Genomic DNA, 17,228 nt, shown 5'->3' with positions numbered 1-17,228 from the left:
GGGTATATCCCGTTTTTATGGCTGCAAAATTAATAATTATTTATTGAAATCAATTCAATGATTCCAATAAATAATTGCGAATAATTCAATAAAACTGGGTTCCCGCGGTCAATCTAACAACAGCACCTTCCATGCTTTATGCACATCACCGGCATCAAGAAATTCTGCGGCTTTCCGGTGCAAGTGGATTTGCAGAGTTGCCTTATCGCCGATAAAGGCGTTAAACATATCGCAGATTTCAGATTCTGTACGGAGCGCCTCCACCTCTTCATCAGAAGGGAGCTCTTCGACATTTCCTAGCTGGCCTAGGTGATTGCCGGTGAGTACCGGTGAAAGCCTGATATGCTGGGGCAGTTGGTCCACGCCGATACCCAAGCTCCGCAAGGGTTTCGCTACGCGGAATAAATTTTCGGACGTCACCCTGCAATACCAATCGCCACCAAGCCGCGCCACTAGGTCAAGTTTAGCTTGGTCGATACGATTGCCATCGTCCAGAACCTGCTCCTGCACATGCATTCGTAGTACTTCTGCCACTACTAAGCTTCCGGCTCCGGGCGAATCCGCTAGTTCAATGATTTCGCGCACTTTGCATTCCAGTTGTACTGGCGACTCGGCGACCCGAGGCGGCATCACCAGCTCTGATGCCGTCGGCGTGAAACCCGCTTTATCAAACTCGTTTACTTCCTTCGCATACTCTGTACTCGCCAACGATTGTTGCTGTACCATGCCATAATCAACGATATTGATGACGACTTGGGGCACTTCCCTCATGTTTTCGAGTGTGTGCTTGGTGCTCCCGTCTCGGATCCGGCGCAAAGGTGAAAACACGCAAATCGGTGGGCGCTGGGACATCAGATTGAAATAACTGAACGGGCTCAGGTTTACGCGTCCAGACCCGTCGATTGTGCTTGCGAAGCAGATAGGCCTTGGGGCAACAGCGTGTTTGATCAGGTCGTCGAATTGCGGGTGGGTGTACGGATCGAAGCGTTTTGTCATCGGCGCAAAGCTATGAAACTATGATGCAAATTCCAATTTCACGGTATTCAATAGCCGCCCCAACCCTGTCACCTCCATCTCTACTACATCCCCCGGTTGCAACCATTGGGGAAGATATGACGGGTCCTGAAGCTTTTTTGTGCCGTTCAATTCAAGGAAACAGCCTGTACCTACTGTTCCGGATCCGATAACATCGCCTGGATACACCTCTGCGCCATAGGAAACGCGCTCAATGATTTCGGCAAATGTCCAATGCATGTCGGCGAGACTACCCTTGGATACCCGAATTCCGTTGATCTCACAGGTCATCTCCAGATTATAAACATTCCCAATGTGCCCAGCAGCGGGCGCGGTTCGGAAGTCCTCCAGCTCGTCGGGCGTAACGAGGTATGGACCCATAGCGGTTGCAAAATCCTTGCCCTTTGCGGGTCCCAGGTTGAGCTTCATCTCTTCCATTTGCAGGCGTCTGGCACTAAGGTCATTCATAATCATATAGCCAGCGATGTAGCCATCGGCGTCGCTTGCCTTTATGTTCTTCCCCCCTTTATTGAGCACGACGGCTACCTCCAATTCAAAATCCAGCTGGTCGAAGTGAAGCGGCATGCAAAAGATGTCGCCCGGGCCGCAAACAGCCTGGTGGTTGGTAAAGTAAAACACAGGAAATCGGTCAAATTCAGAGAGCATCGCCAATCCCCTGTTCCGCCGGGAAGTTTCCACATGCTGCCTGAACGCATAGGCGTCGCGGCAGGACGTTGGTTGGGGAACCGGTGCAACCAGGCGAACTGCTTGTAGAGGCTCAACATCGGTAGGGCCCGTTGTCAGTCGGACGGCCACACGCTTAGCTAACTCCATGGCATCAGTGCCGCCCCTCAGAAAATCAGCCATGTTATCTGGCAATTGGGGATTGGCTTGATGTAGGTCATAACGTAGGGTACCGATGGCTATCCCTAGCCGGTCTTTATTATCGACATTATATGAAAACAACTTCATATGCACCTTACAAATGTTTGTACTGATGGGTTATTCAATACCGTACTTTTCCATTTTGTTATAGAGCGTCTTGCGGTCTATATTGAGCATCTGAGCCGCCTTGCTCTTGTTGTATTTTGCTTTTTGAAGGACGTCCAAAATCAACTTACGTTCGTGCGCCTCACTATGTAGGCGCAAGTCGGGATTATCTGCGGAAGGCGCCGGCTCCGTCGCGCCTTGGTGCTTAATTGCAAACACCATTTCTTGGGGCAACGCTGAGATGTCGGCCGTATGCCCACGGGATAGCAGCACCATGCGTTTAATGACGTTTTTCAACTCCCGCAAGTTGCCCGGCCAATCGTACGCATCGAAAATGTCTTTGACCTCGTCGGCCAATTCGCGGACGTCCCGGCCTAATTCGTCGTTGGCTTTCTTAACAAAGAAATCGACAAACTGTTGGAAGTCGCCTCTTCTCTCACGGAGCCCGGGTACAACGATCTCAAACTCATTAATACGATGGTAAAGATCTTCCCTGAACTTACCTGAACCGAGCAGATCTTCATTGGTAGCTGCGATAACTCTCACGTCTACGCTGATGGTCTTATTCGCACCTACCGGTTGTATTACCTTCTCTTGCAACGCCCGCAATAATTTCACCTGCACATCATACGACAAGTTTCCTATTTCATCGAGAAAAAGCGTTCCGCCGGACGCCTCAACAAATAGCCCAGTCTTATCGTTAAGGGCTCCGGTAAAAGATCCTTTAATGTGTCCGAAAAGCTCGCTCGATGCCAGTTCTTTAGACAGGGTACCGCAGTCTATAGAGACAAAAGGCGCATTCGTCCTTGTGCTCAACCGGTGAATGGATCGGGCCACGTATTCCTTCCCTGTGCCACTCTCTCCGCGGATCAACACCGACATATTTGTAGGTGCAACTAACGAGATATATTCATGGAGTTTACGGGCGGCTGCGCTTGTTCCTTGCACGGAATCTGTAGGGTCCGTACCCTCTTTGTTTGGACGTGGGTACGAAGGGTGTGCTCGCTGGGGAGATTTACCTTCAAGTGCTTCGTTCACCACCATTAGCAGTTCATCCGGATTTACAGGTTTGGTAATGTAATCAAAAGCCCCCTGCCGAATCGCTTTCACAGCGGTCCTGACATCGTTAAAACTGGTCATGATAATCGACGGGACGTACTTGCCCTGCACCCGGAGCGCCTCCAATACGTCCAATCCTATCCCATCCCCCAGCCGGTAGTCCAAAAGGATTAAGTGGAACGTTTCGTGTTTAAGCGCTTCGATGCCGCTTTTTACGCTATATTTCACCGAGACATCGAATCCTTTCTTTTTTAGGAAGTTTTCGAGAATGGCGGCAAACGTTGTGTCATCTTCTACCAATAGAATATTGGCCATGGGGTCCGTCATTTAAAAATGAGTATCTGTTGTTTATATCGAACGTTCAATGCCGGGTTTTATTTTATCGATGATTGCTGAAGCAAATTCACTCGTTCTTAGCAGTTTTCCGCCTTCCATGTGGTTAAAGAAGTCGATGGTGACGGTTTTCTGTAAAATGGTTTCCTTTAGGGCGGTTACAATCGCTGCTGCGGCTTCATTCCATCCAATGTATTCCAACATCATTACGCCACTGAGTATCACTGACGATGGATTCATGCTGTCAGTATCTGCAAATCGCGGCGCTGTACCATGTGTAGCCTCGAATACAGCGTGTCCTGTACGGTAATTGATATTGGCTCCCGGCGCAATACCGATGCCGCCAACAATAGCCGCCAGTGCATCCGAAATGTAGTCACCGTTCAGATTCAATGTAGCAATAACGGAATAATCTTTGGGATTCAACAAAATTTGCTGCAGAAAATTGTCGGCAATGACGTCCTTTACAATGATTTTGCCCTCGTTTTGGGCCGCCACTAATGCTGCATTTGCATGCTTCTCCCCATTCGACGCTTTCATTTTTTCCCATTGAGCCCACGTATACGTATAATCAGTGAAATCGGCCTCGGCAAGTTCGTACCCCCAATTCTTGAATGCACCCTCCGTGTACTTCATGATGTTGCCTTTGTGTACTAATGTCACTGAGGGTAGGCGGTGCCGGATGGCGTATTCGATAGCGGCCCTTACCAGCCGCTTAGACCCGTTTTCAGAAACCGTTTTAATGCCTAGCGCCGTATCCGCCGTGAAATTGAAATCAACCGCCAGATCACGCTCAAGGAAATCTTTTAGATGGTCACCGTCGGCAGAACCGGCACTAAACTCGATCCCTGTGTAGATGTCCTCCGTATTCTCTCTGAAGACCACCATATCTACATATTCAGGGTGTTTTACCGGCGAGGGCACGCCTTTAAACCAGCGTGTGGGTCGTTGGCAGACATAGAGATCGAGCGCTTTTCGTATCGCCACATTTAGCGAACGGATTCCGCCGCCGATCGGCGTGGTCAGTGGGCCCTTTATGCCAACCAGGTGGTTATGCAGCGTATCAAGCGTTTCCTGAGGCAGCCACTCCCCGGTGAGGTTAAATGCCTTCTCTCCTGCCAGTACTTCAATCCAGTTGATCCGTCTCCGTCCTCCATACGACGCTATCACCGCCGCGTCAAACACCCTTACCGATGCGCGCCAAATATCAGGTCCTATACCATCGCCAATGATAAAAGGGATGTTGACATGATCAGGAACGCTAAGCGTCCCGTCCGATCTTTTTGTGATTCTTGGCGTTGTCATACCGTTCTAATGTTTGTCTTTCGTGAACATACTGCCGATTCCTCTTCCTATGCGCTGTAGGATCGGCGCTGTGGATACGTCTTCATATTCGTCGAGCGAGTATCCCGTTCGCCTGCTTGGGAATATCAGTATCCTGTTATGTTGCGCGTATACCCGGCCGAGTTTTTTGGGGATACCATCAAACGAATGCCGGTATGACACTTCCCCCTGCCTTGAAGACACAAACACAATCAGGTCGTTCTCCTTTACAAATTTTCGCAATTCGGCTAAGTCCTCCCATTCGTCATGGTAAGAGAAAAACACGCGCGTACTGTTTTTGTTTCGTTTTAAGTAATCGGCTATGGCGGTTTCAGTCCGCGCAGCACAGACATAATGAATGGCAACGGTCAGCTCCAGCGAAAGGCGCAAAATTTTCTCCATACAGAAATCAAAGCCAAGTTCAGATTCCGATAGCGGTGGAAAAAACGCTACAATGCGTTTCTGCGTAATCAGCGGCTGGTCTACATGACACATGAATAGATTAGTGTCGGTCTGATTGAGGATGCTTTCGGTCTTCTCTCCCACCATTTTTTCAATGATACCCGGCTTACTCGGCCACCCCAGCAAGATGCCGTCAGCCCCTATTTCCCGTGCAGCCCGACTGATACCGCTTGCTATATTGTGGTCTATGGTAGCCATCATATTCACCTCGGTCTCGCTACCTGAAGCATATTTGGCGGTCGAGTCAAGGTTTTTCCTTGCTCTTTGCAGGTTTTGTTCGGCCATTTCATTGTTGGGGACGACAGTCAATACCGTAAGCGGGTGCGGTGAATGTTTGCTCTTGATAAGGGTCGCAAAGTCCAGTAAAGACTCCATGTTGTTTAGATTGGCAATTGGCAGAACCAATTGCTCATCCCTGGCGATATTCTTTTCAGTGGTTATTTCGTCTTGCTCACCGGCGAGTACCACCTTTTTCGAGGCATTTTCCGTTGACAACGTGGCAACGATGCAGGTCACCAAAATCAGCACAATAGTACCATTGAGTACATTCTCATCAATGATCTGGTACTGGAAGCCGACCATAATGACTGCGAGCGTAGCTGCCGCATGTGCGCTACTAAGCCCGAAGATAACTTGGCGTTGGGCGGTTGAATAACCGAAAGATAGTTGTGTGAACCAAGCCGCTATCCATTTACTAAAAATGGCGACTATTGTCAAGGTGGCAGCGATCAGTAAGGCGGTCGGACCGTTGAACAGTACACTTGTGTCTACAATCATCCCGACACTGATCAGGAAGAAAGGGATGAATATGGCATTGCCGATAAATTCAATCCGGTTCATCAACGCTGATGAATGCGGGATCAACTTATTTAGTGCTAAACCAGCGACAAACGCTCCGATGATATGCTCCAACCCGGCAATTTCCGCCAGAAAGGCCGCAAAAAAGACAACTGAAAGCACGAAGATATAATGCGCAGTCTTTTCACCTTCCACTTTTTGAAAGAACCACTTGGCGATACGCGGCACAATGCCGAACATAATCAATAGAAAGACAGCGAACGAAATGCCTAACGTTACCCAAAACCGTTGGTCTAGTTCGCCTTGAGACGCTCCGATGATTACTGCAAGAATGATTAACACCGCTGTGTCGGTAAGAATTGTGCCGCCAATGGTAATTGCGACCGCCTCATTCTTAGAAATGCCGTAACTGTTTACGACAGGATAAGCAACCAAGGTATGTGTGGCGAACATACTGGATATCAGGATACTTGCCAGCGTGTCATATCCAAGGACATAATAGCATACCGGATACCCGATTGCAATCGGGATGGCAAAGGTAAAAAAGCCAAACAGAATACTTTTATGTCGTGATTTCCGGAATTCATTCATGTCCAGTTCGAGACCGGCGATGAACATGATGTAAAGCAGGCCGATCGTTGAAAATAGATCGACAGCTGAATTTTTCTCGAGTAGGTTCAAGCCATGCGGACCAATAGCTACACCAGAAAGGATCAGACCGATGATGCCTGGTATCTTAATTCTGCGCAACAATATGGGGGACAGCAGGATGATGAAAAGGATAAGAGCGAAGATGAGCACGGGATTGCTCAACGGGGTTTCAAATGCATGGCTTAGATGATCTAAAAAATTGTTGCCCATAAGGTTACTTTAGATAAATGTACATACGTTCAAAATTGCATTCCCATTAGCTTGCTCGCTTCAAAGGTAACAAAATACGGCCATTTCTGAAGCCAGCCCTGTCCGCTTACTGAAATTGGATAGCTTTTACCGGACTGATCCTGCTGATCAAATAAGATGGGATGAGTAATACAGCAAGCGCAATGACAGCAACACCGATATTCAATACAGCAATTTCGGTCAGGTCGATGCTGACTGGGATATATGATACATAATACGACGCTTCATCTAGTTTGAAATAACGGGTCTGCTGTTGGAATACATACAGCCCAATTCCCAACAGATTACCAAGTAAAAGCCCCAGGCCGATTAAATACGCTGCGTGATATAAAAAGACCCGGCGGATACCACCATCCGTGTAACCTAGTGCTTTTAGCACACCAATCATCGGCGTACGTTCCAGAATGATGATAAGCAGGGCCGACACCATGTTAACCACAGCGACGACTATCATGAGAATCAGTATAATCACGGTGTTTATATCCAGAAGGTCGAGCCATTGAAAGATTTCGGGAAGCTGATCCCGTACGTTCACCGCATCCACGTCGAACGGCAGTATGTCCTGTATTTCGCCGGTGAGTGTATGTAACCCGTTGAAATCGTCAATGGACACTTCATAGCCACCCACATCGCCATCCGTCCAGTTGTTCAACCTCCTGATCAATGGAAGGGCACCGACCACATAAGTGTTGTCAAGTTCCTCCACCCCAGTATGGAAGAGACCAACTACCTCGAATTTCCTTAGCCTGATCGGTTCCTGCACAAAGTACATGATAAAATCATCGCCAACGGACAGTTGCAACCGGTTCGCGACATATTGTGACACCAATATTTGGCTGATCGCCTTCGTGCTGTCCGTAAAATCAATCGTGTCCCCTTCTGCAAGCACGTTGGCAATAAAGTGTTGGTTATATGACGAGTCAATTCCTTTGAACAATACGCCTTCCACCTCATCGTTTACATTGATAATTCCCGGTTTGGCGGCATAATACTGGATAGACGATACACCCGGAATCGCCTTTATTTCGCTTATCTGCGCGTCGTTGAGGCGGAAAGGAGAAGATTCATAGGAAGCATTTAGTTCATATTTACGGATTGTAATGTCTCCGAAGAAGCCCCGTTGTTTGGCGGTAACCTCGCCTTTAAACCCTTTTAGAACGGCGATCGAGAGCATCATGACTGCCAAGCCTATCATGATAGCGCCGATGGCCACCCGCACAATCAAAGTGGAAAAAGTCTGCTTTCCGCTGAGGGCGATCCGTTTTGCCAAAAAAAGTGGAAAATTCAAGCCTCTTGATATAATTTGTATCTTTGCAAAGGTAATAAAAAAACTATGCGCATCGTCTTCATGGGAACTCCGGAATTTGCTGTAAGATCGTTGGCGGCGTTGCTCGACGCCGGTGAGGAGATCGTTGCTGTGGTTACCGCTCCGGACAAACCAGCCGGACGCGGACAAAGACTCCAGCAACCCGCGGTCAAACAGTACGCCATGGCTCATGGTTTACCAGTTCTGCAACCTGAAAAGTTGCGGAATGCAGACTTTTTGTCAGCGCTTGCTTCCTGCCGCGCGGATCTGCAGGTTGTAGTGGCCTTTCGCATGTTGCCTGAAGTCGTGTGGAATATGCCGCCTCTTGGAACCATCAATTTGCACGCGTCCCTTTTGCCTCAGTATCGTGGTGCAGCGCCAATAAATCACGCTATCATCAATGGGGAAACCATAAGCGGTGTCACGACGTTCCGTTTGCAGCATGAAATCGATACCGGAAACATCCTTTTTTCCGAAAAGGTAGCGATTGGTCCCGATGATACCGCTGGTGATTTACATGATAAATTGATGGTCACCGGTGCAGACCTGTTGGTAAAAACCGTAAAGGCTATTGCCGCTGGGGAAATTGATCCCGTTCCTCAAGAACACTTGGAAGCCGGGACTATACTCAAGCACGCTCCAAAAATCTATAAAGAGGATTGCCTGATTGACTGGAGCAGGCCGGTCGATGAAGTGCACAACCTAATCCGAGGCCTCAGTCCCTACCCTACCGCCCATACCGTACTTGACGGAAAGATGCTTAAAATATTTTCTGCAACCAAGGAAACGGCTACAGCACCCTATACGCCAGGAACGCCGTACACTGACGGCGTATCTTTCCTGAGATTCGCCTGTCTAGACGGCTGCATCGCCGTTAATGAGCTTCAATTGGAAGGTAAAAAAAGAATGGATGTAGCGCCGTTTTTACGAGGACATCGATTTTCTTCTGTCACATTTGTCTCATAATAGCAATGCCGGGTAAACCATCAGTTAACCAAGCCGTCTATTACTTTGTTGATAATTAGCGATTTTTCCAAAGTTATACTGACAGTCGGTGGTAACTGACAAAATTTATTTGGAACAATTTTTGAGGTAGGTTTTTAGGTGAAAAAATCCGATAATTTCCTCTAAATCAGACAACTTTTTCCAAAAAGATCAGTTAATATGATTAGGAAAATCGTAATTTTGCAAACTTTTTAAAAGAGGAAGGTACTTAATATATCAATGAGACAGCTCAAAATCACACAATCCATTACCAATCGTGAGTCGCAATCACTCGATAAATACTTGCACGAGATTGGTAAAGTAGACTTAATTACAGCCGAAGAGGAAGTTATTCTCGCTCAAAAAATCAGGGAGGGAGACCAGGCTGCTTTGGAGCGTTTAACAAAAACGAATTTACGTTTCGTCGTCTCTGTAGCCAAGCAATACCAAAACCAAGGCCTTACCTTGGGCGATTTGATCAACGAGGGTAACCTCGGCCTTATAAAAGCGGCGAAGCGTTTTGACGAGACCAAGGGCTTTAAATTCATTTCTTATGCAGTTTGGTGGATCCGTCAATCCATTCTACAGGCTATTGCCGAGCAGTCGCGTATCGTGCGACTTCCTTTAAACCAGGTGGGTTCGCTGAGCAAGATTAGCAAGGCATTCTCCAAACTGGAGCAGGAATACGAGCGCGAACCGTCGCCGGAGGAGTTGGCAGATATTTTAGAAACTACAGTTGACAAAGTATCTGATACACTCAGTAATTCCGGTCGCCATGTATCCATGGATGCGCCGTTTGTGCAGGGCGAGGAAAATACATTATTGGATGTGCTGGAAAATAGCGATCCCGACACAGACAGCACGTTAATCGACGAATCGCTTTCCGAAGAGATCAAGCGTTCGCTAGCTACACTCACCGAAAGAGAGCGGGAAATTATCGTATTATTCTTCGGCCTTGGATCAAACCACCAGCTTTCTTTGGAAGAAATCGGCGAGAAGTTCAATCTCACCCGTGAGCGGGTCCGTCAGATCAAAGACAAGGCGCTGCAGCGGCTTCGCCATACCTCGCGCAGCCGCATTCTGAAATCCTATTTGGGTTAACAGGTATTCTTTACCGCTACAAATAAAAAGCGCCCCGTTAGAGGCGCTTTTTTATTAGGCTATTTCCTTTTTATGGGACATCTCGTGTCTCTGGCATAAGCACGAACCTGAACAGCCGGTCCTCTACGAGGTACTTGTTTGCTACTGTCTTCACGTTCTCCGCTGTCACTTTGTTCAGCTCGTCGAGGTATCTCAGTATATAGGCCGGGTCTTCGTTGTTCTGGTATGAGTTAGACAGGTGGCCTAACCAGAATCCATTTTCCCGCAGCTGCACTTCCAGCTGGCGCTTTTGTTCGCTTACAAACTTATCGATGTCTACCTGTTGGGGGCCATGCTGCTTGATCTTGTTGATTTCATCGATCGCAGACGCCATAAGCGGCTCCACCTTGTCCGGGCTAGTGCCATAAGCGATGCTGAAGGAATACTTATGTTGCGGATATTTGGCATAGCTGGCGTTGGCTGATACACCGTACACACCACTTTCGGCCTCACGCAGCCGTTCGATTAGTTTAATGTTCAGGATACTTTCCAGGGCGTCCAGCTGCATGTTTTCGGTCTCCGAATAATTGTAGTCGCCGAAATAGTAAAGCCGCACACTTGATTTTTGTTCCTTGCCTACATGCACTGTGCGCTGCATACCTTTCTCCGGAGGATAGATACCCAGATCCGGAGCCTCCTCTACCCGATACGTGCTGGGCAGGCCACCAAGGTATTGGAGTAGCAATGGCATGATTTCCGCTTCAGTGAAACTACCGACGATAGTCACCGTGAAATCTGATGCATCTGCAAAGCGTTCCTTGAAGATGTCGAACGCACGGCTCGGGTCAACAAGATCAGCTTGTTCCACGGTCATGCTTGTGCGCCGGATGTTATTGTTGTATAGCACGGCGTTTATGGTGTCAGAAAACACCGCGTTCGGATCATCCAGTCTGTTGGCAAGTGAAGCTTTGATCCGCTGCATGTATCCTTGAAACACATCCATGTCTAACCGAGGTACGGTGAAGTAGCCATAAATAAGTTCGAAAGCCGTTTGCAGGTCTTTCCTGCCGCTTGATGCACTGAATCCCTCGGAACGTTCTGCAACATAAGGCCGTACGGAAACCTTTCTACCGCTGAGGTATTTGGTCAATTGCGTAGCATCAAATGGGCCGAGACCGCTTCCGCCTACTACGGTTGCTGCATATGCCGCCGACAGAAAGTCGCTGTCGTTGTACAACGCCGTTCCTCCCGGGCTGAACGCCGTAATACTGATTTCGTCATTCTTAAAGTCGGTTGGCTTTAACACCACTTTAACACCGTTGCTAAGCGTCAATTCTGTTACTCCCAGTTCGGGCCTGTCTACCTTGCTCACCACCGATCCCGCCGGGGGCAGCGTTTCAAGCAACTGCGCGTCCGCCATGTTGTCATCATAAGGGGCTATTTCCGTTTTTTGAATCGAAGCCAGCCAGCCATTCACGGTGCTTTCGTCGGGAAGGCTGTCTTTATCTTTCTCCGGGGCCATGATAAGGATGTCGCGGTTGCTGTCCGTATAGTATTGTTTGCCAAGCGTATTGACGTCATCAAGTGTGACGGTACCAAGCAGCTGGCGCCCCAATCGATATTGGTCGTCGTTGCTGAGCACGTTTTCGCCTTCCAGAAAATGGTTGAGATAGCTTTCAACATAACTTTCCGACTTTCGTTTATCGCGTTCAGCATAGGCCGATTCTACGCTGGTGAGGAAATTATTTTTGGCGCGTTCCAGTTCAGTGTCAGTAAAGCCGTGGCGCCGGATGCGTTCAAACTCAGTTACCACCGCTTCGAACCCACGTCTCATTTCGCCAGGTTTAGCCGACAAGTACATGGTAAACGCATCCAATCCCCTTAAAAATCCTCCTATACTGCCGCCACCCTGAATAAATGGTGGGTCGGATTGGCGGATAAGCTCAGCAAAACGGGCGCTGGCCATTTGATTGAAGAGTGCTTTGGCCAGCTGCATGCGGTAATCTGCAACGGTTGTCACCTCCTCTTCGGGGTGCTTCACAATCACCTGCACCACCGTTTGAGGCATTTCAGGATCGGTCACCGCCATAAACTGATTCTTGCCGTTTAGTGGTATGCTATATTTTTCACGTGCAGGTGCGTCGTCCGGATTTTCAAGATCGGCAAACAACGCTTTAATCTGTGTTTCCATTGCTATCACATCAATATCGCCTACTACAATCAGTGCCTGCAGATTTGGTCGGTACCACGCACGGTGGAAACTGCGCAACGTTTCATGGTCGAAGCTTTCGATGATCTCCTTTGTACCGATGGGCAGGCGTTGTGCATAGCGTGATTGGTTTAGTATCATCGGGAAGTACTGGTCGCGCATGCGTTGTTGTGCACCGCGTCCACCCAGCATCTCATTGAGAACCACACCTCGTTCTTTGTCGATTTCCTCGTTCTCCAGCAAGGCATCCTGCGCCCAATCACGTAGCACCTGAAGGCCGTTTTTCAGTAATTCGGGATCATCCGAAGGGATGGGCAGTTGATACACCGTCTCATCGAACGATGTATACGCATTCAGGTCAGACCCGAACCGTACACCCGCCCGCTGCAAATAGTCGACCAGTTCATTTTTCGGGAAATGTTTAGTGCCGTTGAACTGCATATGTTCGAGAAAATGGGCCAGTCCCAGTTCGCTGTCGGTCTCCAATATCGAGCCGACTTTGGTGGCCAGGTACATCACGACACGGTCCTTCGGCTCCTTATTGTGTCGAATGAAGTAGGCAAACCCGTTGGGCAGCTTTCCGCGGCGTACGCTGGTATCCATCGGCAGGGTATCGGTAAGACGCAAAGTACCCTGCGCTGGCCTATCCTGCGCGATTGAAGGCCCGGACGTGAACGCCAGTAGTAACAATGGCATCGCCATTGCGCATAATAATCGATTCATGTTGTGCATAAAAAGAGGTTAAAATAGTCTCAAATGTAGCATTTTTTGATCGCGTATGCACGTTAAATGTAAATCTCCGTTCCGGCTTATGCTACCAGATCCTTTAGGCACTGGTAAATTCAAACAATTCACGGCAACAGTATTCGGCGCTCAGGAACAGTTGCTGATCGATTTTGACGGCGACATGGGATGGGGCGGCAAATTGATGTTTACGTATTTAAAACCTACCTTTACGGCATGAACAACTATGCAATCATTTTCGACATGGACGGGGTCATTGCACACACCAATCCCCACCATTCTGAGGCCTTTAAGCAATTTTTTGAGAAATACGAAATCCCTTATACCGAACAGGAGTTCGAGGACCACATGTATGGAAAACACAACGATTACATCATGCGGTATTTTTTCAAACGCGACCTGAACGACACCGAAGTCCAACGCCTGGCAGACGAAAAAGAAGCACTGTTCCGCGAACATTATCGTGAGAGCTTGGAACCCGTTTCCGCGCTTCCGGAATTTCTTGCGGCACTCAAGGCTGAAGGATTTCACCTCGGCGTAGCCACCTCGGCTCCCCGTGCCAACCTTGATTTCATCATCGATGGCTTATCGCTGCGTCCACTGATGGACGCTATGCTATCCAGCGAAGATGTGCAAGCCCATAAGCCCGACCCCGAGATTTACCTGAAGTCGGCCAGCCGGCTCGGCGTGGAACCGAAAAACTGCGTAATTTTTGAAGACTCATTTTCCGGGGTGACTGCCGCCATCAATGCCGGTGCCAAGGTGGTCGGCGTGCTTACTTCGCACACCAAGGAACAGCTTCCGCCCTGCCAACACTACATTCGCGACTACCACGATATCGATTTAGACCGCATTAAGCAACTGCTTAACCTAGAACATGCTTGATCTTCCACCCTCGCGAAGCAATCCTAACGGTCTCATTTTTGACGAGCGCTATTAAACTTCGTGATTTTTGTATAAGTTTGAAGAAGTTAGCATACGTTAGAGATGGACGGAAAGCAGCTTGCTAATATACTAGAGGCCCGGTCGGTCAAGCCGACGGCAATGCGGCTGCTCGTGCTTGATACGCTCATCCGGCAGGAGGCTGCCGTCAGCCTGTCCGATCTTGAAGGGCGGTTTGATAAAGTGGACAAGGTAACGCTCTACCGCACCCTGAAAACCTTCGAACAGCATAAAATTATTCACAGTATAGATGATGGCACCGGATCCGCCAAATATGCGCTTTGCAGCGAAGGTTGCGAGTGTTCACCAGGGGATTTGCATGTGCACTTCCATTGCCAGCAGTGCAAACGCACGTTCTGCCTGACCGATTACGCTATTCCAGCTGTAAATCTTTCCGAAAAGTTTGTCTTGAAAGAAATAAACATGGTATTAAAGGGCTTCTGTGACGCTTGTTCAGACTGAAGTTTGCAAATCGATTGCATATCTTTTTGGCTTACCTTTGCTGTATGAGCAATACCGATCAGGACCATGTAACCGACGCTGCACAGGAGGAGACCGAATGTTGCACCGCTTCGGAACCAAATCCTCATGGTAACGGCGAAGACCAACTGCCAACTCACAGTGCAGGCAACCATCTATTCCGGTTGTTCCTCCCGGTTATCCTTAGCCTCTTGTTGCTACTGTCGGGGCTTGCCTTTGACAATGCATGGCTCCCAAAACCAGCTTTTTTCAGCGGATGGATACGTTTAATTTGGTATATTTCGGCCTACATTCCGGTTGGTGTGCCAGTCATCTCTGCTATGGTCAGTGCTTTTGCGAAAGGAGACCTTTTTTCGGAGTTCACGCTGATGACCATTGCTACCCTTGGTGCTTTTGCTATCGGTGAATATCCAGAAGGTGTGGCCGTGATGCTATTTTATACGGTGGGCGAAAACCTACAGGGTATGGCGCTACGTCGTGCAAAAGGCAACATTAAAGCATTGCTGGATCAACGTCCGGATCAGGTGACCGTTATCGATGAAAACGGTCTGCGGACCATAAAAGCCGCACAAGCCGCCATCGGACAGACCGTACAGCTCAAGCCGGGCGAAAAATTGGCTTTGGACGGTGTCCTGTTGTCGGAATACGCCTCATTTAATACTGCCGCACTTACAGGTGAGGGTATACCGGATAGGAAAGTGCATGGCGATTCGGTATTAGCCGGCATGATTAACCTGAATACAGTTGCAAAAGTGCGCATCACCGCTAACTATTCGGACAGCAAGCTCAGTAGAATCATTGCACTCGTGCAGGATGCAACGGCGCAGAAAGCCCCGACAGAGCTGTTCATCCGCAGGTTCGCCAAAGTCTACACCCCTCTTGTGGTGGTGTTGGCCGCGCTTATTACCATACTTCCTATACTATTTGTAGCCGATTATGTGTTTAGTGATTGGATGTATCGGGCATTTGTCTTCCTGGTAATTTCTTGTCCTTGCGCACTGGTAGTTTCGATCCCGCTCGGTTATTTCGGCGGAATAGGCGCGGCCAGTCGCCAGGGTATCCTTTTCAAGGGAAGCAATTTCCTCGATGCGTTGGCGAATGTCCAGCAGCTGGTTATGGATAAGACCGGTACACTCACCAAGGGTAAATTCACCGTGCAGGAGGCCTTTATTTTTGATGAATTCGATCAAACAGAGTTGCTGCGATTGGTTAATGCATCAGAACAAAACAGCACCCACCCGGTGGCCACCGCTATACACGAGTACGTAGGCCCGGTGGAGCCCAGCTCGCGCGTGAAACAGGTAGAAGAAATCGCCGGATATGGCATGCGTGCTACAGTCGGCAGCAGGGAGCTCTTAGTTGGCAGCTTCAAGTTGCTTGACCGGTTTGGAATCGTATATGACGAACCTGCTAATGAGATGGCGAAAACCGTCGTCGCCATCGGTTATGCCGGCCGATACGCGGGATACCTTACCATCGCCGATGAAATCAAACCGGACGCCGCCAAAGCCATTACACAATTGGAGTCCTTAGGTATTACGCTTACGATGCTTAGCGGCGACCGTCATGTAGTTGTTCGTTCCGTCGCAGACGCCCTAGGTATCAAAGACGCATTCGGCGACCTATTGCCTGAAGATAAGGTAAACAAAGTAAAACAAATGAAATCCTCTGGCTACACGGTCGCGTTTGTCGGCGACGGGGTGAATGATGCCCCGGTTATTGCGGTAAGCGATGTCGGTATCGCTATGGGCGGCCTTGGAAGTGACGCCACCATCGAAACCGCCGACGTGGTCATCCAAGACGATATGCCTAGCAAAATCCCGCTTGCCATCCGCATCAGCAGAGCTACCCGCCGCATTGTATGGCAAAACATCGCTATGGCTTTCACTGTAAAGGCCATGGTGCTTCTCCTTGGTGCCGGAGCGGTGGCCGGCATGTGGGAAGCAGTATTCGCCGATGTGGGCGTGGCTTTGTTAGCTATCGGCAATGCCATTCGGATACAACGGATGAAATTTTGACCGTCTCGTCATCACTCCGTATAAAAGTCGATCAGCGACGACACGTACTCCGTGCGCCATCCATCCACGATATCGTCATAGTCTTCGTCCGGGATATTGCTCTGCCGTACTTCCATAGAAGTACCTTGCTTATGTTCATGTAGTTTAATGGTAACGATGGAAGGCAACTCCTGCTCGCCGAAGTACCATTGCTGTTCAATCTTCTTACCGGGCTCAAATGAAAGGTTTTTCCCAACTATCGCACCCCCCCAAAGTGAAAATTCTGTACCAGGCTCGGGTATCATCACCGCTTCGTCGCCGGTCCACAACCGGATGGTCTCAGCCTTGGTAAGGGCTAAAAAAACATGCGCCGGCGAAGCGGGTATGATAAAATATGCCTTAAAATCTTTCATATTATTGTATCTGCCGGCAAAAATACATAAATTTTGTGCAGACGAATAACTACGTTCATATGTATAGCCACATCCCTACGTTATGAACTTGAGAGTATTCCAAGCCATAGCGGATATGACAAAAAGAGCGATCTTGCTGTGGGATTCCCGGGTTCACTAAAGGTCTGAAGCCGCGACTTCAGGATGGCTTTATT

14 protein-coding genes are annotated in these 17,228 nt (G+C 48.8%); 6 read left to right on the top strand and 8 right to left on the bottom strand.

From position 1 onward, the window contains the following. Positions 1 to 108: 108 nt before the first annotated feature. The 6 genes from ACFOET_RS07275 to ACFOET_RS07250 all read right to left on the bottom strand — a co-directional run bounded on the left by ACFOET_RS07275 (position 109) and on the right by ACFOET_RS07250 (position 8,149). Entirely contained in the window at positions 109 to 996 is an 888-nt protein-coding gene (locus ACFOET_RS07275) for a flavin reductase family protein (protein ID WP_379021075.1), read from the bottom strand. An 18-nt stretch (positions 997 to 1,014) separates the two neighbouring features. Further along, positions 1,015 to 1,986 carry a fumarylacetoacetate hydrolase family protein gene (locus ACFOET_RS07270; RefSeq protein ID WP_379021073.1) on the bottom strand — a complete coding sequence of 324 codons (972 nt, stop codon included), beginning with the start codon at positions 1,984 to 1,986 and terminating at the stop codon, positions 1,015 to 1,017. Between the two features lie 30 nt (positions 1,987 to 2,016). Then, positions 2,017 to 3,378, bottom strand: coding sequence for a sigma-54-dependent transcriptional regulator (locus ACFOET_RS07265; RefSeq protein WP_379021071.1), 1,362 nt, complete (start codon positions 3,376 to 3,378; stop codon positions 2,017 to 2,019). A gap of 33 nt (positions 3,379 to 3,411) precedes the next feature. Next, positions 3,412 to 4,701 (bottom strand): NADP-dependent isocitrate dehydrogenase, encoded by a 1,290-nt coding sequence (gene icd / locus ACFOET_RS07260; RefSeq protein WP_379021069.1) that lies wholly within the window; start codon positions 4,699 to 4,701, stop codon positions 3,412 to 3,414. 6 nt (positions 4,702 to 4,707) lie between these two features. Continuing rightward, positions 4,708 to 6,840 carry a cation:proton antiporter gene (locus ACFOET_RS07255; protein WP_379021067.1) on the bottom strand — a complete coding sequence of 711 codons (2,133 nt, stop codon included), beginning with the start codon at positions 6,838 to 6,840 and terminating at the stop codon, positions 4,708 to 4,710. Positions 6,841 to 6,946: 106 nt separating this feature from the next. Further along, on the bottom strand, positions 6,947 to 8,149 hold the full coding sequence (locus ACFOET_RS07250; protein WP_379021065.1) for an ABC transporter permease: 1,203 nt from the start codon (positions 8,147 to 8,149) through the stop codon (positions 6,947 to 6,949). Positions 8,150 to 8,212: 63 nt separating this feature from the next. On the opposite strand from ACFOET_RS07250, the gene fmt reads away from it, so the two are divergent. Beyond that, entirely contained in the window at positions 8,213 to 9,151 is a 939-nt protein-coding gene (fmt, locus tag ACFOET_RS07245; RefSeq protein ID WP_379021063.1) for a methionyl-tRNA formyltransferase, read from the top strand. Positions 9,152 to 9,409: 258 nt separating this feature from the next. Beyond that, a complete protein-coding gene (locus ACFOET_RS07240; protein WP_090972378.1) occupies positions 9,410 to 10,270 on the top strand; it encodes a sigma-70 family RNA polymerase sigma factor in 861 nt (286 codons plus the stop codon). A 70-nt stretch (positions 10,271 to 10,340) separates the two neighbouring features. Here ACFOET_RS07240 and ACFOET_RS07235 read toward each other — a convergent pair whose 3' ends face one another. Then, the gene (locus ACFOET_RS07235) at positions 10,341 to 13,154 is read right to left on the bottom strand and encodes a M16 family metallopeptidase (RefSeq protein ID WP_379021060.1); all 2,814 of its coding nucleotides are present in this window, start codon (positions 13,152 to 13,154) and stop codon (positions 10,341 to 10,343) included. Between the two features lie 115 nt (positions 13,155 to 13,269). Between ACFOET_RS07235 and ACFOET_RS07230 the strand changes: the two genes are divergently transcribed. The 4 genes from ACFOET_RS07230 (at position 13,270) to ACFOET_RS07215 (ending at position 16,642) form a co-directional block, all read left to right on the top strand. Continuing rightward, a complete protein-coding gene (locus tag ACFOET_RS07230) occupies positions 13,270 to 13,422 on the top strand; it encodes a hypothetical protein (protein WP_379021058.1) in 153 nt (50 codons plus the stop codon). Further along, the gene (locus tag ACFOET_RS07225) at positions 13,419 to 14,087 is read left to right on the top strand and encodes an HAD family hydrolase (RefSeq protein ID WP_379021056.1); all 669 of its coding nucleotides are present in this window, start codon (positions 13,419 to 13,421) and stop codon (positions 14,085 to 14,087) included. The genes ACFOET_RS07230 and ACFOET_RS07225 overlap by 4 nt, the downstream gene beginning before the upstream one ends. Positions 14,088 to 14,189: 102 nt before the next feature. Further along, positions 14,190 to 14,606: a Fur family transcriptional regulator gene (locus ACFOET_RS07220; protein ID WP_379021054.1), complete on the top strand. Its 417-nt coding sequence runs from the start codon at positions 14,190 to 14,192 to the stop codon at positions 14,604 to 14,606. Between the two features lie 44 nt (positions 14,607 to 14,650). Continuing rightward, on the top strand, positions 14,651 to 16,642 hold the full coding sequence (locus ACFOET_RS07215) for a heavy metal translocating P-type ATPase (RefSeq protein ID WP_379021052.1): 1,992 nt from the start codon (positions 14,651 to 14,653) through the stop codon (positions 16,640 to 16,642). Positions 16,643 to 16,653: 11 nt separating this feature from the next. Here ACFOET_RS07215 and ACFOET_RS07210 read toward each other — a convergent pair whose 3' ends face one another. Then, a complete protein-coding gene (locus ACFOET_RS07210) occupies positions 16,654 to 17,034 on the bottom strand; it encodes an SRPBCC domain-containing protein (protein ID WP_379021050.1) in 381 nt (126 codons plus the stop codon). Positions 17,035 to 17,228: the final 194 nt, after the last annotated feature.

Source organism: Parapedobacter deserti, from assembly GCF_042646065.1.
GTDB lineage: Bacteria > Bacteroidota > Bacteroidia > Sphingobacteriales > Sphingobacteriaceae > Parapedobacter > Parapedobacter deserti.
This window is presented reverse-complemented; position numbering and strand designations above follow the sequence as displayed.